General features: G+C 67.8%; 21 protein-coding genes, 1 tRNA gene and 2 CRISPR repeat arrays. Of the genes, 14 read left to right on the top strand and 8 right to left on the bottom strand.

Annotated features, from left to right (window positions below):
* The first annotated feature begins 80 nt into the window (after nucleotides 1-80).
* Together lnt and KBO27_RS32655 are read left to right on the top strand one after the other, a co-directional pair.
* Nucleotides 81-1637 carry an apolipoprotein N-acyltransferase gene (gene lnt / locus KBO27_RS32660; RefSeq protein ID WP_307870746.1) on the top strand — a complete coding sequence of 519 codons (1557 nt, stop codon included), beginning with the start codon at nucleotides 81-83 and terminating at the stop codon, nucleotides 1635-1637.
* A gap of 50 nt (nucleotides 1638-1687) precedes the next feature.
* Entirely contained in the window at nucleotides 1688-2461 is a 774-nt protein-coding gene (locus KBO27_RS32655) for a polyprenol monophosphomannose synthase (protein WP_210973719.1), read from the top strand.
* Between the two features lie 297 nt (nucleotides 2462-2758).
* Here the strand turns inward: KBO27_RS32655 and KBO27_RS32650 are convergent, their stop codons facing one another.
* The 3 genes from KBO27_RS32650 to KBO27_RS32640 form a co-directional block, all read right to left on the bottom strand.
* Nucleotides 2759-3097: an RNA polymerase-binding protein RbpA gene (locus tag KBO27_RS32650; protein WP_210973718.1), complete on the bottom strand. Its 339-nt coding sequence runs from the start codon at nucleotides 3095-3097 to the stop codon at nucleotides 2759-2761.
* A 479-nt stretch (nucleotides 3098-3576) separates the two neighbouring features.
* Nucleotides 3577-4983 carry an MFS transporter gene (locus KBO27_RS32645; protein ID WP_210973717.1) on the bottom strand — a complete coding sequence of 469 codons (1407 nt, stop codon included), beginning with the start codon at nucleotides 4981-4983 and terminating at the stop codon, nucleotides 3577-3579.
* Nucleotides 4984-5088: 105 nt separating this feature from the next.
* Nucleotides 5089-5925, bottom strand: coding sequence for a glycerophosphodiester phosphodiesterase family protein (locus KBO27_RS32640; protein ID WP_210973716.1), 837 nt, complete (start codon nucleotides 5923-5925; stop codon nucleotides 5089-5091).
* Between the two features lie 98 nt (nucleotides 5926-6023).
* On the opposite strand from KBO27_RS32640, the gene KBO27_RS32635 reads away from it, so the two are divergent.
* Nucleotides 6024-6386: a hypothetical protein gene (locus KBO27_RS32635; protein ID WP_132677325.1), complete on the top strand. Its 363-nt coding sequence runs from the start codon at nucleotides 6024-6026 to the stop codon at nucleotides 6384-6386.
* A gap of 119 nt (nucleotides 6387-6505) precedes the next feature.
* Nucleotides 6506-7138: a VOC family protein gene (locus tag KBO27_RS32630; protein WP_307870745.1), complete on the top strand. Its 633-nt coding sequence runs from the start codon at nucleotides 6506-6508 to the stop codon at nucleotides 7136-7138.
* A 50-nt stretch (nucleotides 7139-7188) separates the two neighbouring features.
* On the opposite strand, the gene KBO27_RS32625 is transcribed toward KBO27_RS32630, so the two are convergent.
* Nucleotides 7189-8148: a tyrosine-type recombinase/integrase gene (locus KBO27_RS32625; protein ID WP_210973714.1), complete on the bottom strand. Its 960-nt coding sequence runs from the start codon at nucleotides 8146-8148 to the stop codon at nucleotides 7189-7191.
* A gap of 58 nt (nucleotides 8149-8206) precedes the next feature.
* Complete coding sequence (locus tag KBO27_RS32620) at nucleotides 8207-9559, bottom strand: M20/M25/M40 family metallo-hydrolase (RefSeq protein ID WP_210973713.1); 1353 nt, start codon at nucleotides 9557-9559, stop codon at nucleotides 8207-8209.
* Nucleotides 9560-9679: 120 nt separating this feature from the next.
* Between KBO27_RS32620 and KBO27_RS32615 the strand changes: the two genes are divergently transcribed.
* The 10 genes from KBO27_RS32615 (at nucleotide 9680) to cas2 (ending at nucleotide 21588) form a co-directional block, all read left to right on the top strand.
* A tRNA-Leu gene (locus tag KBO27_RS32615) sits at nucleotides 9680-9768 on the top strand.
* Nucleotides 9769-9887: 119 nt separating this feature from the next.
* Complete coding sequence (locus tag KBO27_RS32610; protein ID WP_210973712.1) at nucleotides 9888-10358, top strand: AbrB/MazE/SpoVT family DNA-binding domain-containing protein; 471 nt, start codon at nucleotides 9888-9890, stop codon at nucleotides 10356-10358.
* Nucleotides 10355-11404, top strand: coding sequence for a tyrosine-type recombinase/integrase (locus tag KBO27_RS32605; protein ID WP_210973711.1), 1050 nt, complete (start codon nucleotides 10355-10357; stop codon nucleotides 11402-11404). The genes KBO27_RS32610 and KBO27_RS32605 overlap by 4 nt, the downstream gene beginning before the upstream one ends.
* A 203-nt stretch (nucleotides 11405-11607) precedes the next feature.
* Nucleotides 11608-12764: direct repeats of the CRISPR family, unit length 37 nt; unit sequence GTTGCGATCCTCGCCAGCCCCGGAGGGCTGGCGCCAC.
* 208 nt (nucleotides 12765-12972) lie between these two features.
* The gene (gene cas3 / locus KBO27_RS32600) at nucleotides 12973-15198 is read left to right on the top strand and encodes a CRISPR-associated helicase Cas3' (RefSeq protein ID WP_281420939.1); all 2226 of its coding nucleotides are present in this window, start codon (nucleotides 12973-12975) and stop codon (nucleotides 15196-15198) included.
* A gap of 994 nt (nucleotides 15199-16192) precedes the next feature.
* Complete coding sequence (gene cas5c, locus KBO27_RS32595; RefSeq protein ID WP_307870747.1) at nucleotides 16193-16879, top strand: type I-C CRISPR-associated protein Cas5c; 687 nt, start codon at nucleotides 16193-16195, stop codon at nucleotides 16877-16879.
* Complete coding sequence (locus tag KBO27_RS32590; RefSeq protein ID WP_246538758.1) at nucleotides 16879-18696, top strand: type I-C CRISPR-associated protein Cas8c/Csd1; 1818 nt, start codon at nucleotides 16879-16881, stop codon at nucleotides 18694-18696. Before cas5c ends, KBO27_RS32590 begins: the two co-directional genes overlap by 1 nt.
* Before the next feature lie 47 nt (nucleotides 18697-18743).
* The gene (cas7c, locus tag KBO27_RS32585) at nucleotides 18744-19640 is read left to right on the top strand and encodes a type I-C CRISPR-associated protein Cas7/Csd2 (protein WP_210973708.1); all 897 of its coding nucleotides are present in this window, start codon (nucleotides 18744-18746) and stop codon (nucleotides 19638-19640) included.
* Nucleotides 19641-19645: 5 nt separating this feature from the next.
* Nucleotides 19646-20287, top strand: coding sequence for a CRISPR-associated protein Cas4 (cas4, locus tag KBO27_RS32580; protein WP_210973707.1), 642 nt, complete (start codon nucleotides 19646-19648; stop codon nucleotides 20285-20287).
* Entirely contained in the window at nucleotides 20280-21296 is a 1017-nt protein-coding gene (gene cas1 / locus KBO27_RS32575) for a CRISPR-associated endonuclease Cas1 (RefSeq protein WP_210973706.1), read from the top strand. Before cas4 ends, cas1 begins: the two co-directional genes overlap by 8 nt.
* Before the next feature lies 1 nt (nucleotide 21297).
* On the top strand, nucleotides 21298-21588 hold the full coding sequence (gene cas2 / locus KBO27_RS32570; protein ID WP_210973705.1) for a CRISPR-associated endonuclease Cas2: 291 nt from the start codon (nucleotides 21298-21300) through the stop codon (nucleotides 21586-21588).
* 128 nt (nucleotides 21589-21716) lie between these two features.
* Nucleotides 21717-23847: direct repeats of the CRISPR family, unit length 37 nt; unit sequence GTGGCGCCAGCCCTCCGGGGCTGGCGAGGATCGCAAC.
* Nucleotides 23848-23990: 143 nt separating this feature from the next.
* Here the strand turns inward: cas2 and KBO27_RS32565 are convergent.
* From KBO27_RS32565 to KBO27_RS32555, 3 genes are read right to left on the bottom strand one after another with little or no spacing between them, the layout of a single operon-like run.
* Nucleotides 23991-24425: a hypothetical protein gene (locus KBO27_RS32565; RefSeq protein ID WP_246538755.1), complete on the bottom strand. Its 435-nt coding sequence runs from the start codon at nucleotides 24423-24425 to the stop codon at nucleotides 23991-23993.
* A gap of 18 nt (nucleotides 24426-24443) precedes the next feature.
* Complete coding sequence (locus KBO27_RS32560) at nucleotides 24444-25586, bottom strand: putative T7SS-secreted protein (protein WP_210973703.1); 1143 nt, start codon at nucleotides 25584-25586, stop codon at nucleotides 24444-24446.
* Nucleotides 25587-25595: 9 nt separating this feature from the next.
* Complete coding sequence (locus tag KBO27_RS32555) at nucleotides 25596-25985, bottom strand: hypothetical protein (protein WP_210973702.1); 390 nt, start codon at nucleotides 25983-25985, stop codon at nucleotides 25596-25598.
* Between the last annotated feature and the right edge of the window lie 333 nt (nucleotides 25986-26318).

Here is a 26318-nt window from a genome sequence, read left to right as displayed (position 1 = left end):
TTGGGCGAAGGCGTGCCTGGGCACGCGGCAACGTTGGCGGTCCCGGGCGGGGCCGAGAAAGCACCGAGAAGGTTGGTCGGGTGGTAGTCCCCACGGCTCCTGCGCAGGACGTCGCGCAGCCGGATCGCCGCACTCCCGGACGACGGGCCGCCTGGGCGCTGCGCCTGGTCGCGGTGATCGCCGCCGGATTCGCCCTCTACGCCGGTTCGCCGCCACGCGAGGCGTGGTGGGTCGCTCCCCTGGCGCTGGCCGTGCTGGCCGCCGTCGTCCGCCACCGCAGGGCCCGCGCCGGCTTCGGCTACGGCGTGGTGTTCGGCTTCGCGTTCCTGCTGCCGCTGCTGGGCTGGTTGCAGGACTTCCTCGGCGCCGACTTCGGCCCCTGGCCCTGGCTGGGCGTGGCCGCGGTGGAGGCGCTGTTCATCGGCCTCGCCGGTGCCGGGATGGCGCTGGTCAGCCGCCTGCCCGCAGCCCCGGTGTGGATGGCCGCGGTGTTCGTGACGGCCGAGTCGGTGCGCTCCGCGTTCCCCTTCGGCGGGTTCCCGTGGGGTCGTCTGGCCTTCACCCAGGACACCGGACCGCTGCTGTCGCTGGCCGCGATCGGCGGCGCGACCCTCATCTCCTTCGCCGTGGCCCTCGTCGGCGGCGGGCTGGCCGAGCTCGTGCGCGACCCGCGCCGCTGGGCGGTGCCGGTGGCCGCGATCGCCGTGCCGCTGCTGGGCGGGCTGGCGTGCTGGCCGCTGGTGGGCACCGACGCCAACGCCGGGACCGCGCGGGTCGCCATCGTGCAGGGCAACGCCCCCAACCTCGGTCTGGGGCTGCTCTACGAGGACGACGTCCTGCACGACAACCACGTGCGCGCGGCGCAGAAGCTCGTCGACGACGTGCGCGCCGGACGGACCCCACGACCCGATTTCGTGCTGTTCCCCGAGCAGGTCGGCAGCTGGGGCCCCTCGCGCACCGATCCGGAGCTGTCGGCGATCGCCTCCCAGCTGGGCGTGCCGCTGATCGTCGGCGGGCTCGGCCAGGACCGCGACGGGCGGCTGCACAACCAGGTCGTGCGCTGGGACCCGGGAACCGGGTTCGGCGACCGCTACGTCAAGAAGCACCTGGTCCCGTTCGCCGAGACCATCCCGATGCGGGAGGTCGCGCGGCTGGTCAGCCCGTTCGTGGATCGCTTCCAGTCGGACATGACCCCGGGTGAGGAACCGGGCGTGATCGACGTCGCGGGCCTGAAGCTGGGCGTGGGGATCTGCTACGACGTCGCCTACAACGACGTCTTCGGGCCGGCCGCGGCGCAGGGCGCCACGCTGCTGGCGGTGCCCACCAACAACGCCTGGTACGGGCATTCGGAGATGAGCTACCAGCAGCTGGCGATGTCGCGGCTGCGCGCGGTGGAGACCGGCCGGGCGGTGCTGGTCGGGGCCACCAGCGGGGTGAGCGCGGTGGTGGCGCCGGACGGTTCGGTCACCGCGCAGACCGAGCTGTTCACCGAGGAGAACTTGACCGCCGAGGTTCCGCTGCGCGCGAACCGGACACCGGCCACCGAGCTCGGCTCGGTTCCGATGTGGACACTGGCGGTGCTGGGGGTGGGCGCGATCGCGGCCGCCAGGTGGCGGTCGAGGAAGTCCGACGCCTGATCGACGAACGAGTGCACGGCCGGTCCCGGTGACCGGCTAGGAGGATGTGGATGGCGAGGCAAGCCCCGGCCGAGAAGGTGCTGGTGGTGATCCCCACCTACGACGAGCGGGAGAACCTGGAACCGATCGTGCGGCGGCTGTTCGACGCGCTGCCCGCGGCGAACGTGCTGGTGGTCGACGACGGCAGCCCGGACGGCACCGGCGAGCTGGCCGACCGGCTGGCGGCGTCCGACGACCGGTTGCACGTCATGCACCGCACCGAGAAGGCAGGTCTGGGGGCCGCCTACGTCGCCGGGTTCGAGTGGGCGCTGGCCCGCGACTACACGGCGATCATGGAGATGGACGCCGACGGTTCGCACGCCCCGGAGGACCTGCCGCGCCTGGTCGGCATGCTCGGTGACAGCGGGACCGGCGCGGACGTGGTGCTGGGGTCGCGCTACGTGACCGGCGGCCGCACGGTGAACTGGCCCTGGTACCGGGAGTTCCTGTCGCGGGGCGCCAACGTCTACTCGAAGCTGGCGCTGGGCGTGCCGATCAACGACATCACCTCCGGCTACCGCGTGTACCGGCGGGAGGTCCTGGAGACGGTCCAGCTGCACAACATCGCGTCGCAGGGCTACTGCTTCCAGGTCGACCTGGCCTGGCGCTCGGTGGAGGCCGGCTTCACGGTCGTCGAGGTCCCGATCACCTTCGTGGAACGAGAGCTCGGCGCCTCCAAGATGGACGCGGAGGTCGTGCGAGAAGCCCTCCTCCGAGTCACCAAGTGGGGCCTCCGCCGCAGAGGCGGCCAAGCAGCAGGAGCAATCCGCTCCCTGCTCCGCTGACGCAGGAGCGGCACTCGCCACTCCCCGACGTCAGGCAACCGGCGAAGCCGGTTCCTCTGCGCCCCACCCGATCAACCGGCACCGCCGCGGGTTCTGACACGTCTTCTGGGGAGGACAGCCGCAGCGCCGCGTATCGACATACTCAAGTCGCGGATCCCGGAGCCAGAAGGCGTGTCAGGTTCCGCCACCCGCACCGCCAAGCAAAAAGACCACTGAGCAGTGGATCAGAACAAGCGAAAACACACGTAAGCGCCCGAGCACCAAGGAGCTCGGGCGCTTAACCATGCAATCAACAGATCACCGGCCGCGACGGGCGCGCAGCAGCTCCAGTCGCTCGTTGAGAAGCTCTTCCAGCTCCGGGATCGTGCGCCGTTCGAGCAGCATGTCCCAGTGGGTGCGCGGCGGCTTGACCTTCTTCTGCTCCGGTTCGTTGCCGTCGATGATCTTGGACTCGGCGCCGTGCAGGCGGCATTCCCAAGTCGGCGGGACCTCGGCGTCGTCGGAGAAGGGCACCTCGAACTCGTGGCTCTTGGGGCAGGCGTAGCGCACCGTCCGGCGCGGTGCGAGGTCGTGGTTACGGTCGGTCTCGTAGCTGACAGCTCCGAGCCGGCTGCCACGCAGAACGCGGTCGGCCATGACGGTTCCTTTCCCTTCGGCCCGGGCTCAGAGCCCGAGCGGTTGTGCTCACCGTGTGCAACGACGGAGTACCCGTCATCTGTTCCCGGCGTCGTGTTGCTGGTCGCCGTCGGTGACATTGTTCACCCGTCAACAACGGCTGTCCTCCTAGAGACGCGGTCGAGCGGCGTTCGTGACGCGTTCTCCCGACAGCAATCTACAAGTGGGTTCGAACGGGTGATAGTGCCAGATGTCCGGTCACCATCGCCAAGCAGGACCCTGGATTGTTAGTCATTGTGGGATGCAGATCACGACCCGTACGGCCGATCCCTTCATCCACTACGTGACCGTTCGTAGTGCCATGATCCTCCCCGTGATCACAACGCAGCGTACTGGCATATTCCGTTTTTGCGGATTCCCCAGCACTCCTAGATCACCAGCATGGAGCAATGCCCGCTCGATCGCGAGACGAACACGCCTGATCACTCTGCGCACACGCGCTAGAGCAGTTCCGGTGCCCGGTTGCCCACCGCCTCGATGGCCCTGCGGACCGGCACCAGCGCGACCAGCACCAGGCCGACCGCGAAGAAGACGACGAGCGAGATGATGGCCAGCCGGAACGAACCGGTCGCCTGACCGACACCGGCGAACACCAGCGGCCCCAGCCACGACGTCGAGCGCTCCCCCACCTCGTAGAGGGAGAAGTACTCGGCCTCGCGGCCCGGTGGAATCATCTGGCTGAACAACGAACGGGACAGCGCATTGGTGCCCCCGAGGACCATGCCGATCCCCACGGCCAGTCCGTAGAACTGCATCTCCTGCCCGGCCTGCACGAAGTAGGCGGCCACCAGCACCAGCAACCAGGTCGCCAGGCTCACCAGGATGGTCTTCTTCGCGCCGATGCGGCGGGCCAACACGCCGTGCAGCACGCCGCCGACGAAGGCGATGAACTGCACGATCAGCAGCGTCACGATCAGCGAGTCCTGCGGCAGCTTGAGCTCCAGGCTGCCGTACTGCGCCGAGACCTGGGACACCGTCGAGATGCCGTCGGTGTAGATCCAGTAGGAGCCCAGGAACGCCAGCGTGAGCGGGAAGTGCTTGGCCTCGCGCAGGGTGCCGATCAGCTGCTTGAAGCCCGCGGTGACCGCCGCGGCCCCCTTGTCGCCGCCCTCGGCTGGCTGGTGCCGGCGCAGCGCGGTCAGCGGCAGCAGCGTGAACACCGCCCACCAGATGCCCGAGGAGAAGAAAATCAGGCGCACGGCCGCGGATTCGGACAGGCCGACGGCGTCGTGCCCGAGGTAGATGACCAGGTGCAGCGCCAGCGCGGTGCCGCCGCCGAGGTAGCCGATCGCCCAGCCGCGGGTGGAGACGTTGTCGCGCTCGTCGGCGTCGGCGATCTCCGGCAGGAACGAGTAGTAGACGACGATCGAGGCGCCGAAGCAGATGTTGCCGATGATGAACAGCACCACGCCCAGCTGCCAGTTCTGCCCGGCGACCAGGGCCAGCAGCCCCGTGGTGATCGCGCCGCCGAAGGCGAACAGCGCCAGCATCAGCCGCTTGTTCTGGGTGCGATCGGCGATCGCACCGGTGATCGGCAGCACCACCACCTGCACCACCGTGGCCACCGACAGCAGGTAGCCCCACAGCGAACCGGCGGGGAAGGCCAGCCCCAGGATCGAGATGTCGCAGTTGACCAGGGAGTTGTCGCCCGCGCAGGCGTTGAGCCCGTTGCGCGCGACGTCGGCCTTGGCCGCGGCGGTGGCCACCGAGGTCAGGTAGAGCGAGAGGAAGACCGTCGTCACCGACGTCGGGAAGACCGAGTTGGCCCAGTCGTACCAGCACCACCCGCGTTGTTCCCGGCGGCGCTGCGCGGCCCCCGGTGCCGCTTCGCTGTCCATCACGCTCATTCCGTTCGGTCCTCCGCGGAGTGGATCACTCGATTGGAGGCACCATACTGGCTACCGGTTCCCGCGTGAGACGCACTCGCGCACGTTCGGAGAAACTTCGTCCGCTCAGCTCCGGGCGGGGTCCGCGGCCCGCTCCCGCAGGAGCTGGTTCAGCAGGTCCGGGCGGTCGCTGACCAGCCCGTCCACGCCCAGGTCCAGCAATCGCAGCATCTCCGACGGCTCGTCGACCGTCCACACGTGCACCTCAACACCCCACCGATGAGCCAACCCGACGAACCGCTCGTCCACGACCTCCAGCCCCTTGTGCCGAGCGGGAACCTGCACAGCCGCACCCCGGATCAACCCCCGCTCACCCCCCTCACCGGATTTCCACTGAAATCCGGTCAACGAGGTGACCACCGACGGCGACGGGGCCACCGGCAGTCGGGACCACGCCCAGAGGGCGGCAACGCCGCGCTGACCGGTGGAGGTCAGCAGCCTCGGGCCGCCGACCTTGCGCAGCAGCGTCAGACGCCGGTCGACGAAGGAGGCCAGGCACACCCGGTCCCAGGCGTTGTGCCTGCGCACGGTCCGCAGCACCGGCCCGGCGGCGCTGTCGGCCTTGACGTCGATGTTCAGCAGCAGGTCGGGGAACTCCTCCAGCGTCGCGTCGAGGCTCGCGACCGGTTCCCGCCCGGCGATCCTGGCGCGCGACACCTCCGAGAACGGCAGGCTCGCGATGTCCCCTTCACGGTCGGTGGTGCGGTCGAGCGAGGTGTCGTGGTGGATGACGGCGACACCGTCGCTGGTGGCGTGCACATCGGTCTCGATGTAGCGGTAGCCCTCGTTCGCAGCGGCGCGGAAAGCGCTCAACGAGTTCTCCATCTCGGCCAGATCGCCGAGGTGCCAGCCGCGGTGGGCGAACGCGCGCGGCCACGGCCCGTCCAGGAAGGGATGCGTCACGGTCGTCACTCTGCCGCACGCAGGTGACCGGGCGGTGTCGGGCCGGTGGCGTCGGAGTCGGCGTGGCGACTCCACGAAGATCACCGGTGTTGACTAACGTGATCACCGTGGACAACTCCGTCGAGCCCACCCGACGAGCTCGCCAGGTGCGTCACTGCGCCTGGTGCGGCAGGCGCGTACCCGACTCCGGACGGCAGGGAAGGCCGCGCCTGTACTGCGCGCAGGCCTGCCGGCAGCGCGCCTACGAGCGCAGGACGGCGGTGCAGCGCGGCGGGCTCCCCGAGGACTCCGTTGTGCTCTCAGCCGCCGAGCTCGCTGATCTGCAGGACCGCCTCTTCCAGCTGCGCTGCGCGGCCGAGGACGTGGTGACCGCGGTCGACGACGACGCCGACCGGTCCGACCTGCGCAAGCTCGCGGCCCAGGTCGTGGACGTCGCCGCTGAGCTAGAGCGCCTGCGCTGAACTCCCGAACACCACCCCGCGCACCCGGCACGACCCACGAGGTCCTGGGACGAACGGAGCATTGTGCCGGCGTGCGCGGGTGGCAAGATGAACTGATCCCCGGTGGCGAGGAAACGACGGTGCCCGCACGTCCTGCGGTCCGCGGCTTGCGTCGCGTCGACCTGCTCAGTCGCGATCCGATGGCTGCTGCCCTCTTCTACCGAGTCGTGCTCGACTGGTCGCCGGTGCCCGTGGAAACCGGACTGGACTGCTGGGTCGGCAACCGCCGCTGCGCCTTCATCCGCAAACCCCGCGCCGACGAGGTCCCCGGATTCCGCCTGGTCTTCGCCGGCGCCCCCATGGACTGCTCGCTGACCGGCCCGGACAACGCGCTCGCCCAGGTCACCAAGGGACGCGCCCAGCACGGCCCGCAGGCACCGGAACCGCGCCCGGGAGAACCGTGCTGGGCCGAACTGGCCACCACCGAACCGGCCCGCGCCGACGCGTTCTGGGCCGACATCCTCGGCTGGACCGTCGAGGACGCCACCTACCTCTCGGGAGGCCGGGCGATCGCCGGGCGCAGCGAGACCACCGGCCATCCGGGCTGGCTGTGCTACTTCGCGGTCACCGACCTCGACGAGGTCGCCGGACACGCCGCCGAACGCGGTGGCGAGGTCGAACGGCTCGACCACCCCGCGCTGGGCAAGGCCATGCTGCTGACCGACGACTCCGGCGCCCGCATCGGCCTCGCCGAAACCTCCACCTGGGGCTAGGAGCTGTTGAGGACTTGAAACAGCGGCTCCGCCGCGCTCTTCAACAGCCTCTAACCGAGCTCGCCGAGAACCCGCAACGTGCGGTTGGCCTTCACCGAGAGCCGCTGCTCGCGGGCGGTCACGTCGATGTAGGTCTGGCTGGAGTTCATCGACGAGTGGCCGAGCAGCTTGGCGATCTCGGCGGCGCTGGCCCCGTCCTCGGCGAGCCGGGTGGCGAAGGTGTGCCGCAGCGCGTGCACCATCGCGCCGGGCTGCACCCGGTCGGACACCCCGGCGGCCTGCAACGAGCGCCGCACCAGGTACTGCAGGCCACCGCGCTGGAGCTTCTCGCCCCGGTGGTCGACGAACAGCGGCTCGGCGCCGGGCAGCCGGTTGCCGAAGCGCTGCTTGCGGGTGCGCAGGTAGGTCTGGATGAGCCCGTCGAGGCTGTCCTCGATCGGGATCGACCGGCTCTTGCCGCCCTTGCCCTGCACGTGCAGCCGCCGGTCACCGGCCCGGCCGGCCAGCGACGACACGGTCAGCTCCAGCAGCTCCGCGGAGCGCACCCCCGTGCACAGCAGGGTCGCCAGGATCGCCAGATCGCGTTCGGGCCACGGGTTCCGAGCCTTGCGGACCCCCGCGGCGACCTGGCGCAGCAGGCGCTCCGGGGTCTCCTCCCCCTGCAGCGGTTTCGGCGTGGCGGGCGCGCTGCGCGGCTTGGGCACCAACTGCATCGGGTTGCCCGACACCGCACCTTCGATGACGCCGAAGCCGAAGAAACCGTTCCACGTCGACCAGGCCCGCGTCACCGTGGCCGCCGAGCGGCGCGCGGCGAACCGCGCGAACGCCGAGCGCAGCATCGAGGGGTCCAGGTCGTCGACCGCGATCCGCTCGGTCGGCGTGCCGGTGAGCTCGGCGAGCTCACCGGCCACCGACTCCAGGTCGCGGCGGTAGGCGCGCAGCGAGTTGGCCGCGAGCTTGCGGGCCTGCAAGTGCTCCAGGTAGCTCTCCACCAAGCGCGCCAAGTCCACGCCACACCTCCCGACACGATGATCAACTACGGGAGATGTAACCAGACGGCACCGACAGTCAGCTGTTGCGGATGAAGCGGTCCAGCACCCGCACGCCGAACTTCAGCGCGTCGACCGGCACCCGCTCGTCCACGCCGTGGAACAGCGCGGAGAAGTCCAGGTCGGCGGGCAGCTGCAGCGGCGCGAAGCCGTAGCAGTTCATGCCCAGCCGGGCGAAGGACTTCGCGTCGGTGCCGCCGGACATCATGTACGGCAGCGCCTTCGCGCCGGGGTCCTCGGCCAGCAGCGAGGCCTGCATCTGCTCGACCAGCCGACCCTCGAACTTGGTCTCCACCGGCGGCAGCCCGACCCACTCGCGCTCGACGTCCGGCCCCAGCAGGTCCGCCAGCTCCCGATCGAACGCCTCTTCCCGGCCGGGGAGGATGCGGCAGTCCACGGCCGCCTCGGCGACCGAGGGGATGACGTTGTGCTTGTAACCGGCCGTGAGCATCGTGGGGTTGGCGGTGTCGCGCAGCGTCGCCCCGATGATGCGGGAGATGTTGCCGAGCTTGGCCACCGAACCTTCGAGGTCCTCCTCCGGGAAGTCCCAGCCGGTGATCTCGCTGACACCGTCGAGGAACTCCTGGACGCTGTCGGTCATGACCAGCGGGAACCGGTGGTTGCCCAGCTTCGCCACGGCCTCGGAGAGCTGCGTGACCGCGTTGTCCCGGTGCACCATCGACCCGTGGCCCGCACGCGCGCGCACGCGCAGCTTCAGCCAGCGGATGCCCTTCTCGGCGGTCTGCACCAGGTACGCCCGCACGCCGTCCTTGAGCGTCAGGGAGTAGCCGCCGACCTCGCTGATGGCCTCGGTGCAGCCCTCGAAGAGCTCAGGGCGGTGATCCACCAGCCACTGCGCCCCCTGGAAACCGCCCGCCTCCTCGTCGGAGACGAACGCGAAGACGATGTCGCGCGGCGGCACGATGCCGTCCCGCTTGTAGCGGCGGGCGATGGCCAAGCTCATCGCCAGCATGTCCTTCATGTCCACGGCCCCGCGCCCCCACACGTAGCCGTCCTGCACCGCCCCGGAGAACGGGTGCACCGACCACTCGGCCGGATCCGCGGGCACGGCGTCGAGGTGCCCGTGCACCAGCAGACCGCCCCGAGAGGGGTCGGCCCCGGGCAGTCGCGCCACCACGTTCGCCCGCCCCACCTGGTCGCCGGCCTCGACGTAGGTGACCTCGTAACCCACCTCGCTCAGCTTCTCGGCCACGTACTCGGCCGCCGCCCGCTCGGGCACGAGGGTGTCGGCGTCGCCCGTGTTCGTGCTGTCGATGCGGATCAGATCACTGGCCAGCTGAACGACCTCGTCCTGCGCCAGCGCCAACCCCGCGTCCTGATCAGTACCGGAGATCCCGTTGTGCTCGCTCACCAGGCATTTCTATCACCCGCTGCGCCAACAGGGGGGTCCCTGCGAGGCCCAGATGACCATGAGCTAATCTATTAACACAACACAGCGGGAACGCCCCGGAAACGGCGGCAGACCCGAGATGTCCGAGTGGCGGAATGGCAGACGCGCTAGCTTGAGGTGCTAGTGCCCTACTAATGGGCGTGGGGGTTCAAGTCCCCCCTCGGACACCAGTGGGTGGGATCCGTCCCACGACACCACACATGGTTTCAGACACGAGACGGCGAGGTGCATTGCACCCGCCGTCTCGTCGTGTCTTCTGCCCCTGAGCGTCGGTTCGGGGGTGAGGGCCGTGGCTGAGTCCGCCGTCCCCGCGATCGAGCTGCACCCGTTGTCGGTGGATGAGCGCGCCGAGCTGCTGGCCGCGCGCGGCACGGCCCGGAAGGTTCCGCTCACCCAACTCGCGGCCCTGCCGAGTACGACCTCCATGGTCTATCGGATCGCCTCGGTGGATCCGCAGGGCCGTATCGCCGACAGCAGCATCGTCACCGCCTTGGGCTGGCAAACCGGGCGGCGGCTGCGCCTTGAGGTGCTCTCCAACACCACCGTGACCGTCCAGGCCGATCCCGACGGAATGTTCACCCTCGCCCGCCGCGCCCATCTCCCGCTGCCTGCTGCGGTGCGCCGCTGGTGCGGCCTGAATCCGGGCGACCGGGTGCTGCTGGCCGCTGCCCCGGATCCCGGACTTCTGCTGATTCACACGATGCGCGCCCTTGACGCCATGGTCGCCGCCTTCAACACCCCCGGAGCTGATTCCGAATGACTCACCACGCCGACGCGCCCGAGCTCGACGCTGCCCGTCTGCTGCTGGCCAAGATGGGTGTCTCCCCCGAGGACCTTCTCGGCGTCTCCGCGCCGAAGCCGCAGGCGCCGACGTTCGCCGACTACATCCCCGAGGTCGCCAAAGCCGTCTCCCCCGGCACCCGCCGGGTCTACGGCACGTACTGGAACCGAATCCTGGAGCACTGGGGCCACCGGCATCTCGACGAACCCACCACGCTGGAAATCCAGCAGCTCGCCGAGACCGTCCGTTCTCAGGTTGTCGTACGCCGCAACGCCCGCGGTGGACGTGGCGCCGCCGAGCACCTCATCGCTGCCATCCGCTGCGTCTACAACCACGCCGTCGCCGACAAACTCATCACCGAAGCCGACAATCCCGCTAAGAACGCCACCAAGCCCCGCCGGCTCGCCAGCACCCGACGGGCCTTGCCGGAAAACCGGCTCAAGGAGATCAACCACATCGCCGCCACCACTGGCGACGACCCGGCGCTCGACACGCTCATCTTGCGCCTGCACATCGAAACCGCCTGCCGCCGCGGCGGCGCCCTTGCTCTCACCCTCCGCGACCTCGACCCCGACCAATGCCTCATTCGGCTCCATGAGAAGGGCGAGACCATCCGCTGGCAGCCCGTCTCCCCCACCCTCATGACCCACCTGCGCGAGCACGCCCAGCACCGCGGCGCCACCAAACCCACCGACCAGGTCCTGCGGTACCGCAACCACCAGCCCATCACCAAACGACGCTACGACCACCTCTGGACCCGCATCGGCCAACACCTGCCCTGGGTCCACACCCAAGGCGTCAGCACCCACTGGCTGCGCCACACCACCCTCACCTGGGTCGAACGCAGCCACAGCTACGCCATTGCCCGCGCCTACGCAGGCCACACCACCACCAGCAGCGACACCGGCACCACCACCGCCTACACCCAAGCCGGCATCACCGAAATCGCCACCGCACTCGCCACCCTCACCAACGAACCCCACCCACTCGCCACCAACACCCCAACAGCCACCAAGACCGCCTGACCGAAAAACGCTCAGAGGAGCTCGTGTCGAAACCCTGTCCTCGACACGAGCTCCTCGCGGGCAGTCCCGTACATACATGCCAGCCCCGAAGGGCTGGCGTCACCAGGGGCCGCGGGCAGCTCGTCATCAGCGAGCTGGCTCGCCAGCCCCAGAGGGCTGGCGCCACCCCGCAGCTCCGCCGTGCCGTAGGGGTCGGCGGAGTTGTTGCGATCCTCGCCAGCCCCGGAGGGCTGGCGCCACCGTCGGCGAGGCGGCGAGCCTGTACAGCCTGGAACCGGAGTTGCGATCCTCGCCAGCCCCGGAGGGCTGGCGCCACACCACCACGGCGCCGTCGCCTTGCTCTTGGGGGCTGCAGGTTGCGATCCTCGCCAGCCCCGGAGGGCTGGCGCCACTCGCGCCGACAACTTCGGGAGCGCAGCTCCCCATCCGCTGTTGCGATCCTCGCCAGCCCCGGAGGGCTGGCGCCACTCGCGCCGACAACTTCGGGAGCGCAGCTCCCCATCCGCTGTTGCGATCCTCGCCAGCCCCGGAGGGCTGGCGCCACGCGCGGGCCACGACCGGCCTCGTTGAGGCGACGACGGCGTTGCGATCCTCGCCAGCCCCGGAGGGCTGGCGCCACCGCAGCTTGAGGCTGGCCTCCTTCTCCCACTCGTCGGTGTTGCGATCCTCGCCAGCCCCGGAGGGCTGGCGCCACATCGATGTCCAGCGGGACCTCGCAGTCCGGGTTGCCGCAGTTGCGATCCTCGCCAGCCCCGGAGGGCTGGCGCCACGCGGCACCGGTCCACCCGCCGTCGTCGATCGCCGAGTTGCGATCCTCGCCAGCCCCGGAGGGCTGGCGCCACCTGATCTCTACTCCTGGTTATCTGAGTTTGTCGGTTAGGAGTTGCGATCCTCGCCAGCCCCGGAGGGCTGGCGCCACGCCGGCATGTCTGCGACCAGGTGACGGGCAGACCAGGTTGCGATCCTCGCCAGCCCCGGAGGGCTGGCGCCACAGAACCAGCGTGGAGAGCGTCTTCAGGACTTCGATGTTGCGATCCTCGCCAGCCCCGGAGGGCTGGCGCCACGGCAGAGGACTCGCGCGGGATTCCGAGGGCTCTGTTGTGGTTGCGATCCTCGCCAGCCCCGGAGGGCTGGCGCCACGTACCGGTCGGTGGATTCCGTGCCGTCGTCGGTCTTGTTGCGATCCTCGCCAGCCCCGGAGGGCTGGCGCCACAGCACCTGGGCACGGGCAGGCTCCGACTCGGCAGTGTTGCGATCCTCGCCAGCCCCGGAGGGCTGGCGCCACTGCTTCGGCGGCAGGTTCCACAGGTTCAGCCGGTCGGCGTTGCGATCCTCGCCAGCCCCGGAGGGCTGGCGCCACCCTGCGTGAGCAGGGGTGACTGGTTGGCCAAGCGTACCCGGTGATCTGGTTGTGACTGAAACGCGCGGGATTCGCTTGAGAATCTCCTGGCGTGTCACTAGACGCTCCCGGTTCCGAAGCGAGGGAAGTGCCCGCGCGTGTCGGTGTTGATCGCTACCGTGGCGCATCTTCATCGACCGTTCGGTGTCGTGAGAGGTTGGAGGTACGGATGTGGGCGCATAGTGGAGACGGTAACGGTCGGTGGCATCGGCTTTCGGCGCATGCTCGGTCGACTGCGGCGTTGTCCTCGCGGTTCGCGCGCGAGTTCGGCGCTGAGGACCTTGGCTACGCGCTGGGGCTTTTCCACGACGCCGGCAAGGCGGCTCGCTGTTGGCAGGAGGGTTTGGCGGGCGTCGCCGACACCGGGAAATCCGTTGGAGTGCCGCATAAGGAAGCCGGTGCGGGTTGGCTGGCCGGCTTGATCGGGCCGGTGTCACTCGCGATCCTGGGCCACCACGGTGGTCTTGCCTCAGCTGGGGAGCTCACCGACAAGCTCGAGGCTTTCAGTGCAGGCGCGTTCGGCGACCTCGAGCAGGTTCAGGCCGAGTTCTTGCGCGAGGTGCCCGAAGCCCAAGAGGTCCTGCAGCGCGGAGGTCTTGTTCCTCAGCTCTGGCGAGAGGATCCCTTGCTCTGCGAGCTGGGTATCCGCCTTGCCTTCTCCGCGCTGGTCGATGCCGATCACCTTGACACCGCTGCCCACTTCGCCGGCTGGGATGCTCCGCGGGTGCGCGCCGACACCGACATGGTCGAGCTGGCAGCCTTGTTCGAGCAGCAGCGGCAACGCATGCTCACCTCGCGCCGCGAGTCCGGCGCATCCCCGATCGATGCGATCCGTGAAAGGGTGTATCAGCGGGCCATCGAGCACGCATTGGGGCCGACCGGTGTCTACCGGATGCCCGCGCCTACCGGGGTCGGCAAGACCCTCGCCGCAGCAGGTTTCGGCCTCCGACACGCCGCACACCATGGCAAGCGCCGTGTGATCGTGGCGGTCCCGTTCATCACAGTGACCGAGCAGAACGCCGGCGTCTATCGCGGGCTACTCGGTAACGACAACGTACTCGAGCACCACTCGGCGGTCACCGCCTCCGACGACAGGAAGCAACAGATCCGCCAGCACACGCTCGCGGAGAACTGGGACAGCCCCGTTGTGGTCACCACCACCGTGCAACTGTTCCACTCGTTGTTCGGCCGGAAACCGATGGAGATGCGGAAAGTTCACCGCCTGGCCAATTCGGTCATCGTCCTCGACGAAGTCCAGGCACTTCCTTTGCGCGTGCTCATTCCTATCCTCAACGTATTGCGGATGCTCTCCGAGCACTTCAACACGACCGTGCTGCTGACCTCCGCGACCCAACCGTCCTTCGAACATCTCGGACAGTGGGCCGATCTCACGGTCACCGACATCGTCGACGACCCCGCTTCGCTGTATCGGAGTCTGCGTCGAGTCGAATACGAGTGGTGGCTGGACCCGCGACCCGGCCTCCTGGAAGTCGCTGACCACGCTGCACAGCACGAACAGGTCCTGGTCGTCGTGAACACGATCGCCGACGCACGCACGATCTACCAGCACTGGGCGGAATCGGATCCCGAGTCAGTCTGGCACTTGTCAACACGGATGTGTCCCGCCCACCGGCGCACCGTGCTCACCACCGTTCGCGACCGCCTCACCCGGGGCGAACGCGTCCGGCTCGTCTCAACACAGCTGATCGAGGCAGGTGTGGACATCGACCTCCCGATCGTCTACAGAGCGATGGCGCCAGCGGAAGCACTGCAGCAAGCAGCTGGTCGAGCCAACCGAGAAGGCCACTTGGAAGGCAACGGCAAAGTCGTGGTGTTCGACGCCCACGACATGTCCAGCCCCAGCGGCTACCGGGCAGGCACCGATGTGACACGACAGCACTTCGGCCCCAGCGACCAAGACACCACCGACCCCGACAACCTCGCAGCCCTCGCCGACTACTACCGCGACCTCTACCGGACATCCAACACCGAAAACGGTGCACGAAACCGCGCAATCCAGGAAAACCGCGTTAAACTCGACTACATCGCGGTCACCAACGGGCCGATGCACACTGCACCGCACTCAAGCTCAACACGAGACCCGAAACGGGCCTTCCGAATGCTCGACGACGACACCATCCCCGCCATCATTCCCGACTACGACCACAAGGCCACGACCCTTCTCGACCGGTTGAAACGCGCTCCAGAAGAAGCCGGACAACTCATCCGCGCCCTACAGCCCTACATCGTCGCACTACCGCAACGACTCCTCGAAGACGACGCTGTATCCGCGATGTGCCAACCGATCTTCGGCGACCTGCACGCATGGAAGGGCGACTACAACACCGCATACGGAATCGACACGTCAAACCTCATCAACGAAGAAGTCTGGTGACCACGACCAACCCACGATCAGAACCAGTCAACATCCAATCCACTGCTTCGGAACCCGGAGCGTCGCGCAACACGCCGAGAGATCATCAAGCGAATCCCGCGCTTTTCAGTCACAACCAGGTCACCGGGTACGCTTGACCAAGCAGTCACCCCTGCTCAGGCAGGATGGCGCCAGCCCTCCGGCTCTGGCGAGGATCGCAACTGCGCTCGCGATTTGATCGCAAGCTCGCCGACGCCGCCGAATGGCGCCAGCCCTCCGGCTCTGGCGAGGATCGCAACCCCTCTCGTCCGAACAGAACTGCCCCGTCGCCGGGGTGGCGCCAGCCCTCAGGGGCTGGCGAGGATCGCAACGCCATCGCGCAGCGAGACCAGCGCCGAAGGCTCGGTAGCCGTGGCGCCAGCCCTCCGGGGTTGGCGAGGATCGCAACTACAGCGATGACGCACCCGACACCGACGAGGAGTGTGGCGCCAGCCCTCAGGGGCTGGCGAGGATCGCAACTCGCGCCGGTAGCCCTCGGGCTCGCCGAGTTTGAGGTGGCGCCAGCCCTTCGGGACTGGCGAAGATCGCAACAACGGAGTGGACGCCGGCTGCGCTGAAGGCGTTGTGTGGCGCCAGCTCTCCGGGGCTGGCGAGGATCGCAACGACGACGGGGCCTGGGACAACATGTGTACACGCGTCGGTGGTGTCGGCCCTTCAGGGCTGGCGACGACTGCGGCAGATCAGGGATCAGGGACGAGCTTTCTGCGATTGGGTGTGTCGGTCGTCCGCAGTCGGGACCTACCCGGCCGCCTGAGTTGCCGAGCTGGGCTGTAGACGCTGGTGCGAGCGGATGACGATGGAATTAAGGGGAAATGGGACGAATCCTCCCCATCGGGCGCCTGTGACTGCTCCATTTGGGCGTATTTGATCCGTGTTGTGGTTGATCTGGGGTGATCACCGGGAATTTGTCGGTGCTTGCATGTCTACTGTCGCGCGTTGTTTCGATCTAGGAGGTGTGGTGGTCACAGACCTTCCGGTCTCCGCTAGCGGGGCTAAGCCCGTGGGTGTGGAGGTATGGGGGCCGGGTGCGTTGTTTACGCGTCCGGAGTTGAAGGTGGAGCGGGTTAGTTACTCGGTTATGACGCCGACGGCGGCCATTGGTGTGTTGGAGGCGATTTTTTGGAAGCCGGAGTTTTCGTGGCGGCCGGTTGCGATTGAGGTTCTCAAGCCGATTCGTCAGTTCACGCAGCGGCGGAACGAGACGACTGATCTCGCGTCGGTGGATGATGCGGCGTTGCGGGGCCGGACGGTGAAAGCTGTCGAGCATAGGACGCAGCGCAACTCGGTATGTCTTCGTGATGTCGCGTACCGGATTTATGCGCACGTCGAGGTGCGTGGGCACGCGACGAAGCCTGAGGCGGCGTACCGGGATCAGTTTCGGCGTCGTGTGGAACGTGGTCAGTGTTTCCACCAGCCCTATTTGGGAACGCGTGAGTTCAGCGCGCACTTCGGGCCGGTCGGTAGTCATTCGGTGCAGGACGAGGAGCTTCCACGCGTGACTGAGGATCTCGGCATCATGTTGCACGGGGTGCAGCACGGTGAGGGTTCGGTGTCGTTCACGTGGTTCACGGCTCGGCTGGATGGCGGGTGGCTGCACATTCCGCGTGACGGGATCGCAGCCAACGTTGTGGCGGGTGCGTGATGCTGGTTCAGCGACTGGTCGAATACGCGCGGGAACACAGCACTAGCAAGCCGTTTCACCGTGAACGTGAGTTCTCGTGGGAGCTGGCGCTGTCGAGTACGGGCAAGAAGCCCCGGCTTGACGAATGCCGTGATGCCGACGAGGCCCGCAAGGGCAGGGGGCAGCGGCATTTGACGCCGGCGGTGACCCGCACGGTCGGCGTGGCACCGCAGATGGGTGCTGACGACGTTCAGTATGTCCTAGGCTGGGGCGACGAGGGTACGAAACCGGCACGCGTGCAGGACTGTCACCAGCAGTTCGTCGATCTCATCAACAGGTGGGCTGAGGAGTCCGCGGGCGAATGTCCGGAAGCCGAGGTGGTGCGTGACTTCTACGCTCGTGGGGGCGTCGCCGAGGTGCAGCGGCCGGATGAGATCGGCGCGAAGCAGGGCGTTCTGATCAGTGTGGATGGTGTCCGCATCATCACGCTCGACGCGCTGACCTGGTTCTGGGAAGCCGAAGTCGCGCGGCGCAAGACAGGTGGCACGACGGGATTGTGCCTGGTGTGCGGGCGGGACGGCGTGCTCGCCGAGACGGTCCCCGGCAACCTTTCAAAACGCTTGGTGCCGGGTGCGGCGAACAATCCGGCCCTGATCAGCGTGAACGAACGCGTGTTCGGCTACCAGCTGACTACCGGTCTTCACCACACCCCGATCTGTCTGGCCTGCGGCGATGCGATGAACACCGCTCTGACCGAGCTGCTGTCCGGCCCGCACACGCTCGGTGCGGCACAGCAGGACAGCGTCATGACCTGGTGGACGCTCGGCGACGCGCCGAAGGACTTCTTCAACATCATGCCGGGGAAACCAGATCCCGCCGCGGTGAACCGGGTTCTGGAGCGGCTGCGTGGGGGACAGCCTCTGCTCGTGGCCGACAGTGTGCGGTCGCAGGCTGCTGAGGGTCGGTTCTGCTCGGTGACGCTGGGCGGCAACTCCTCTCGCGTGGTGATCCGTGACTGGATCGACATGCCGCTGTCGGAAGTGATGGCCAACCTCGCGGGCTGGTACGACGACCACGAGATCGCCACAGTCTGGGACGAGTACCCGGTGCACTATCCGCTCTGGCAGCTCGAACGCGCCACCGGACGGTGGGACAAAGACCGCAAGGCCTACCGCGACTTCCGTGACACCGCCAACGGTCAGCCTGAACACGTCCACCGGGACCTCATCGGCGCCGTGCTTCGCCACAAGCCCTTGCCGGCGAGCATGCCGCGGCACGTGGTCCAACGCATCACCAACGACGGCACAGTCGATGGCCCCCGGGCCGCGTTGCTGCGGTTCGCGCTGCAACGCCATCCACGAAAGGACACGGACATGCCCCCTGGGCTCGACGAGCAGCGCACCGATCCCGCGTACATCGCGGGCAGGGCGTTCGCGGTGTACGAGGCGATCCAGCTCGCCTCGGTCGACTCGCGCAACCCGAGCCGGAACGAGCCCGATGGCGCCGGGGAATCAGGCAACGGCCGGAAGAAGCTGAACGCGACGTTCAAGGACCGCCACTTCTCCGGCGCGGTGTCGAACCCACGGCCCGCTCTCACCGCTGCCAGCAAGCTTGCCCCCGGATGGCTCGGTGTGATTCGCCGCTCGAAATGGAGTGGGCTCGCGTTCACCCTGGAAGGGAAGTTGAGCGCGGTCCTGGCGCTCGCTGACGAGATTCCCGGCCGCCTCAACCCCAAGCAGCAGGCCGAGTTCATCCTGGGCTATCACCACCAGCACGCCCACGACGCGCAGCAGCGTCGTGAACGCCGTGCCCAGCGCGGCGACTCCGACGCCGCCTGAATCCTCCCCGAAACTTCTTTCTTGACAGGAAAGGACTCAACTTCCGCATGAGCGTTGAACCGCATCTCGACCCGTCGGTCCGCCACGACATGGTGTTCCTGTTCGACGTCACCGATGGCAACCCCAACGGTGACCCGGACATGAGCAACCGGCCCCGCACCGACGACGAATCCGGACACGGTCTGGTCACCGACGTCGCGATCAAGCGCAAGATCCGCAACACCCTGCCGCTGGCGGCCGAGGACCCCGAGCGTTACAGCATCTTCGTCGAGGCCGGACACGCGCTGAACACCAAAGCGGCCGAGACGATGAGCGTCAACAAGATCGACACCAGGAAAAAGCGCCTCACCGACGACGAGCTGCACACCGCTCGCGCGTGGCTGTGCCAACGCTACGCCGATATCCGGCTGTTCGGCGCAGTACTGAGCACCGGTGAGACGAAAGCCCTCGGCCAGGTCTACGGGCCGCTGCAGGTGACCAACGCGCGCAGCATCGATCCGGTCTTCCCGCAGCATCACACGATCACGCGGATCACCCAGACCACGCAGGCCGACATCGACAAGGGCGAAAACACCGAGTTCGGTGGCAAATGGACCGTTCCGTACGGCCTGTACAAGGCGGAGCTGTACTACTCGGCGAATCGCGCCACCGGGGACAAGGGCACCGGCGTGGATTCCCGCGATCTGGAGCTGCTGTACCGCACGCTGGAGATGATGTTCGACCACGACCGGTCGGCCACTCGTGGCACGATGACCGCACGCGGACTTTACGTCTTCAGCCACGACAACGCCTTCGGCAGCGCCCCGGCGCACAAGCTCATCGAGCGAGTTGAGGCAAAGCTGGTGACCGACACCGAATCACCGCGCAGCTTCGCCGACTACTCGGTGGCGGTCGACGACGACAACCTCCCGAGCGGAGTCACGCTGAGCAAGCTCATCGCCTGACTCGCGTGTACGGCGACGACCGGCCTGCCGACCGGCCGTGGGCGAGCGTGCCGATCTCCGCGATCGAGCATTTCGCCTACTGCCGGCGGCAGGCCGCGCTCATCCACCTCGACCGCTACTTCTCGGACAACGCCGAAACACAACGCGGGCACCTCGCGCACGAGGTCGTCGACCGTGGCGGGCCCAGCGTGTCCCGCGACGGCACCCGCTGCTGGCACGCGCTTTCCGTGGCCGATGAAGACCTTGGCGTGCACGGGATTTGCGACGTCGTCGAGCTCCATCCCGACGGGCCGGTGCCGATCGAACACAAATCCGGCAGCTACCGGCCCGGCAGCGCCACCGACCTCCAAGTCGCCGCGCAGGCGGTGTGCCTACGGACAATGTTCGATGCGGACGTTCCCAGAGGGCTTGTCTTCGCTGGGCGCAATCGGCGCCGGTTTGAGGTCGTCGTTGACGACGCGCTCGTGAGCCGCCTTCGCGCGGTCGTGGAAGACCTGCGCGCCATGCTGCGTACCGAGAAGCTACCGCCACCGGTCAACGACCGCCGCTGCGACCGATGCTCGCTACGCGGCGGGTGCATGCCCGAAGCACGCCGAGATCACGGCACGGTGTTCACGCCCCAACCTCTGGGAGAATGGGATGCCTGAACTGCTCCGCACGCTGTTCATCACCACTCCGGGCACGAGCCTGCACCTGGAGAACGACACCGTGCGGATCTACCACCCGGACAAACCCGGCCGCAACATCCTTCCGCTGCTGCGAATCGACCACATCGTCGTGTGGAACGGCGTCGACATCAGCGACGACCTGCTGATGCGCTGCGCCAACGACGCCCGTGGCGTGACCTGGCTGAGCCAAAACGGTCGCCTGCTGGCCAGAGTCACCGGCGCACAGACCGGAAACCCCGTGCTGCGGCTAGAACAAGCCCGAGCCTACGACTCAGAACACCGGCGCCTGTCCATCGCCCGCGCCGTCGTTGCGGGCAAGCTCCAGAACTACCGCCAGTTGCTGCTGAAAGCGGCTCGGGATGTAGATGAACCACGCAGGCAGCGAATCCGCGATGTGGCGGCACAGCATGGCGAAGCCATCATGGCCGCTGGCCACGCCACCACCCTGACAGAACTCCTCGGCATCGAGGGCAACGCCGCGCGGCGCTACTTCGAAATCCTGCCGCTGCTGACCCCGCACGCCCCACCGACGCGGTCTCGGCGGCCGCCGCGGGATGCGTTCAACTGCCTGCTGTCATTCGGATACGGGATGCTGCGCACCGCGGTCCATGGCGCACTCGAACAGGTCGGACTCGACCCCTACATCGGCTACCTCCACGGGGTGCGATCCGGTAAACCATCGTTGGCCCTGGACCTCATGGAGGAATTCCGACCTCTACTGGTCGACCGACTCGTCCTGACGATGTTCAACCGCAAGCAGATCACCACAGCACACACCACCACCGACCCGGCGGACGGCGTCCAGCTCACAGACGAGGGACGGAAGTTCTTCCTCGGCCAGTGGTCTGAGGCCCGGGAACGCACCTGGAAACACGCCGAAACCGGACGAGAGATCCCGGCGGCCTTGCTTCCACTCGTGCAGGCACGGTTCCTGGCACGGCATCTGAGAGGCGACCGTCCGGCCTACACCCCGTGGGTGGCGAGCTGACATGGAACTACTGATCACCTACGACGTCGAGACCACCACGCCAGAGGGCCGTCGTCGACTCCGACGCGTTGCGAAGACCTGTGAAGGGCATGGGATCCGTGTGCAGAAGTCGGTGTTTGAGGTCGTCTGCTCGGACGCCGAATGGCTGCGACTCCGCCACCAACTCGAAACTGTGATGGACCCCGAAGACGACAGCATCCGGGTATATACCGTTCCGCGCGGAACGTTTTCCACCGCCCTGCGCCTCGGTAACTCGCCAACCGCGGGGCACGACGACCCGTTGATCTTCTAACCAACCCCACTTCGGAACCACAAGCGTTGCATGACACGCCGGAAGGTTCTCAACCAGTTCCCGGGCGTTTCGGTCACGAACCAGCATCCCGGTACTATTCCGAGCGCAGTAACCCCTGTTCAACCAGGGTGGCGCCAGCTCTCCGGGGCTGGCGAGGATCGCAACTTGGCCTGCCGGACCATCGCCGCACGCCCAGTGTGGGTGTGGCGCCAGCTCTCCGGGGCTGGCGAGGATCGCAACACCCGGCGCATTTCGTACACCTCGCGGCCGTTGTCATCGGTGGCGCCAGCTCTCCGGGGCTGGCGAGGATCGCAACGCTGTCGTCGTCAGTGAAGGTGCTGATCTCATCGGTCGTGGCGCCAGCTCTCCGGGGCTGGCGAGGATCGCAACTGCGGCGCCGGCGGGTCTTCGACCGGGCTGGCCGCCGCGGTGGCGCCAGCTCTCCGGGGCTGGCGAGGATCGCAACAGGAGCAACGCGCTGCCAAGCGCTGAGCTGGCCACTGGGTGGCGCCAGCTCTCCGGGGCTGGCGAGGATCGCAACCGCTTCGGCCTTGGTCTGCTCGGCGGTGGCTTCGGCGTGGCGCCAGCTCTCCGGGGCTGGCGAGGATCGCAACTTTTCCCCCATGTAGGTACGTACTGGCTGGAACCGGCGGTGGCGCCAGCTCTCCGGGGCTGGCGAGGATCGCAACTTCGCCCGCCGCTGGCTGCGCCAGGTCACGACGATGGTGGCGCCAGCTCTCCGGGGCTGGCGAGGATCGCAACAGTGACCTGCTCGCTACGGTCACGGTCATCCCCCACGTCGTGGCGCCAGCTCTCCGGGGCTGGCGAGGATCGCAACAGCGGCATCAGCGAGCGCCTTTTCGCGGGCGTCGGCTGGTGGCGCCAGCTCTCCGGGGCTGGCGAGGATCGCAACAAGGAGCAGGCCGCCAAAGCCGCCAAGCAGCGCCGGTGGCGCCAGCCCTCCGGGGCTGGCGAGGATCGCAACCAGGACAAGCGTTACCTCCCGCTGGAGGTCACCCCGCGTGGCGCCAGCCCTCCGGGGCTGGCGAGGATCGCAACATGCGGCGGTGGAGAACAGTGCCGATATCGCGGCCGTGGTGGCGCCAGCCCTCCGGGGCTGGCGAGGATCGCAACGCCGCGGCCGGCATCTGGCCGGGCCCGCCCCGGCCGGTGGCGCCAGCCCTCCGGGGCTGGCGAGGATCGCAACATCTTCGACGGCAAAGCCGGTTCGGACTACATCCCGTTGTGGCGCCAGCCCTCCGGGGCTGGCGAGGATCGCAACAAATAGGTCTGCGTGACGTCGCGCTTGGCGCCGTTGGCGTGGCGCCAGCCCTCCGGGGCTGGCGAGGATCGCAACACCATCGGCGGCACCGGCCACCAACCCCCGACGCCAGTGGCGCCAGCCCTCCGGGGCTGGCGAGGATCGCAACTCTCGCTGAAATCCCATGTGTCTGAAGGAGATTCCCTGTGGTGGCGCCAGCCCTCCGGGGCTGGCGAGGATCGCAACCTACCCCGGTAGCCTGATCGCCTGATCGCGCGTCCCGCCGGACGTGTGGCGCCAGCCCTCCGGGGCTGGCGAGGATCGCAACCTGGTCTGCACGCTGCAGGAGGGCCACCCCGGCTCACGTGGCGCCAGCCCTCCGGGGCTGGCGAGGATCGCAACAGCAGCTGGACGCCCAACGGACTCGGCCTCGTTCCAGTGGTGGCGCCAGCCCTCCGGGGCTGGCGAGGATCGCAACCCTTCGGGTCGAGGGTCTCTGATCGGACCGCGTGGCGGTGGCGCCAGCCCTCCGGGGCTGGCGAGGATCGCAACGACAGCTCGCCACACGCGGCCGGCATCCTCTCGCTGGGCGTGGCGCCAGCCCTCCGGGGCTGGCGAGGATCGCAACACCTTCAGAACGCGGAGATCCACGGCAGCGCGTCGGTGGCGCCAGCCCTCCGGGGCTGGCGAGGATCGCAACTTGAACACCGCCGGGGTGATCTGGTCCGGCAACGCCAGTGGCGCCAGCCCTCCGGGGCTGGCGAGGATCGCAACTTGAACACCGCCGGGGTGATCTGGTCCGGCAACGCCAGTGGCGCCAGCCCTCCGGGGCTGGCGAGGATCGCAACTGTGCCATCGTGGCGGGCCAGGCCCCGGCCGCGTTCATGTGGCGCCAGCCCTCGAGGGCTGGCGAGGATCGCGATCTGTCCAGCGGCGCGAGTCAGTCCGCGCTGGTGGCCATGTGGCGCCAGCCCTCCGGGGCTGGCGAGGATCGCAACGAGCTCATCGCCACAGGCAAGGTCATCCCGACGCCACAGGTGGCGCCAGCCCTGCGAGGCTGGCGACGGTCGAGCGTACGGGAGGCCTCAACTTCCGTTAGCTTCATCGGAGGTGAGAGTTCGAAACACGTCGGACTTCGAACTTACCGGTGTGTATCGGGGTCGTACTGCTCGATCTCGCATCGGTCGAGGTTTCCCTGCTGGAGGACCTCGAGGGCAGCGTCGGAGACCACGAGACGTCCTCGGGGTGTGAGTCCCACGTCGTCTTGGCCTGCCGTTCCGGTGACATAGAGCCAGCGGAATTCTGGGAACTCGGTCAGTCCGTGGCGCTCGAGACGCTCTTGAGCGTCTTCGCCGTAGGTGACCTCGGCTCCACGGATTTCGAAGGCGCCGAGTCCGGAACCGGCCAAAGCCGCGGCCATCTTCTCGGTGACGAGAAAGCACGGGTGGGAGGTGATCAGGTCGTCGCCGAACCAGTTGTCGATCTCATAGTGGAGGGCCCCCTCCACGCGGGGCGGGCGGACCGTGGTGTCCAGCACTGTCTCGTCCGCCAGGATGCCCGGGACATCGGGTCGCAACCGATAGAACATGATCACCTACCGTACGGGTGGGTTGAACTGGTGGCCGAATTTGTCATCGATCTCAGTGGCCTTGTCCAACAGGTCTTGCTTACTGGGGTTCGGATTGTCGATGTAGAACTCGTCCCACTCCGACCGGATCTTGCTCAGGTGCACATCGCCGTTGATCTCTTTCGGGATCCCCCGGAGGTTATCAAGCGAATGCATCTCGTTCGGGGTGATGTCCAGGTCCGGGTACTGCTTCTTCATCGCCTGTTGCTCGACGGCGTGGTGGACCCAGACCTTGCCCTTGAGGTCGGGGTTGGCGTCGAAGAAGTTCGCCCGGTACGCGTCTCGACCGATACGATCCGACCAGCCGAAGCGGGCCTTCTCCCCGATCCCGAGGGCTTCGCCGATCTTGGTGCCTGCTTTGCCGAGCTTGGCGCCGCCGGCTGCCCAGCCGGCGAAGGGGACCGCGGCCGCCGCGGTCAGCGCAGCTTCGGTGCCCCGCCCTTGCAGGGCATAGACCCCGGCGTGGGCGATGTCGACAGCGTCGCCGATGACGGGAATGAACCCGGCCGCGTCGGTAAGGGCGTGCGCGATGGTTTCGCCGGTGGACTCCTCGTCCTCCGTCGGCACCGCCTCGGCTATTTCATTGAGGGCCTTCGCCGACTCCTCGGCTACCGCCTCGAGCTGTGCGCGGGCACGCTCAAGCAGCTCGCGCGCCGCCTGCCGGTACTCCTCCCCCGGGTCCTGAAACACCGGCGGAAACCCGCCCGGCTCCCCACCCCCGGAGTTGAAGTCCGCGACCGCCTGGTCGTGGACTTGCCGCGCCTGCTGGGACAGCTGCTCACCGCGGCGGTACAGCACCGCAGCCTGGTTAGCCTGCATCTGGGCCCAGCCCAGGCAATTCGCGTAGCTCTCGATGGCCTGGGCGCCGTAGGCCATCGCGTCACCGAGCTTGAGCCACTTCGGCCACTGGTTCGCGTTGTCGGCGGCATAGGCCTCGTACGCTGGCCCTGTCCACGCGCCGGTGTCGATGCGTTTGAGGGCTTCGGCGTCAGCGATCACATCGGTCGCGCGGTCCCGCAGCACCTGCGCATACCGGTACAGGGCCTCTGCCTTGCCGGGGACGAGTTCGTCGCCACGCTCGGTCTCGCCCAGTTCCTGACGGTCAACCATGCACGCGCCCTAGAAGTGCTCGTCCATCGCGGCAGCAGCCGGATCGCCGCCAAGGTGTTGCATCGCGGCGTGATCGGCCTCGCGATAGGTCCGGGCCGCCTCGGACAGACCCTCACCGGTGTCTTCGGCTTTGTCGACTAGGTAGTCGATGCCCTCGCTCATCGTTTCGCAGAACGACACCAACGCCTCACACATCACGTCGCTGCCGATCGTCTGCGCATTGCCATCACACAGCTCCGCGAGCTCAGAAGCGTTCTGATCAGCCGCGATCTCCCCCATCGCCCTCGCCGCAGTCTCCAGAATCTCGACATCGACATGAAACCCCGGCCCGTCCAACAGCCACGCCCCCAGACACCACACGAACCACGTCTCATGATCTTCAACGAGACCGCGCGGCACCGTAACTTCTGACGTTAGGTCCGCGCGGCAGTGTTGACACGAAGTCGCCCAAATGGAGCAGCCAATAGGCAAGCAGACAGGCGGGCCCCGTGCCAGGTAGCGCGGCTGAGGACCGGCCTCGCCGGTGTCGCCGCCCGAACCTCACCTCGATGGCGTTTGAGATTGGGCGGCCTCGCGCTGCTGCCGCCGGTTGTGGGGCCGTTGGCGTTTCTGCAAACGAGGCCACGGCACCGTGAACTCCCAGTTCACGACTTGCCACCAGTGATCGTCAGTACACGGGCCGATGTCGTGGGAGCGTGCGTGTGCGGGGGGGGGGGGGGGGGGGGGGTGGGG

Origin of the sequence: Saccharopolyspora endophytica, from assembly GCF_018070075.1 — a bacterium.
In the GTDB taxonomy this organism is placed as follows: Bacteria; Actinomycetota; Actinomycetes; order Mycobacteriales; family Pseudonocardiaceae; genus Saccharopolyspora; species Saccharopolyspora endophytica.
Note: the sequence above shows the minus strand (reverse complement) of the source record. Positions and strands in the feature narration are given on the sequence as shown.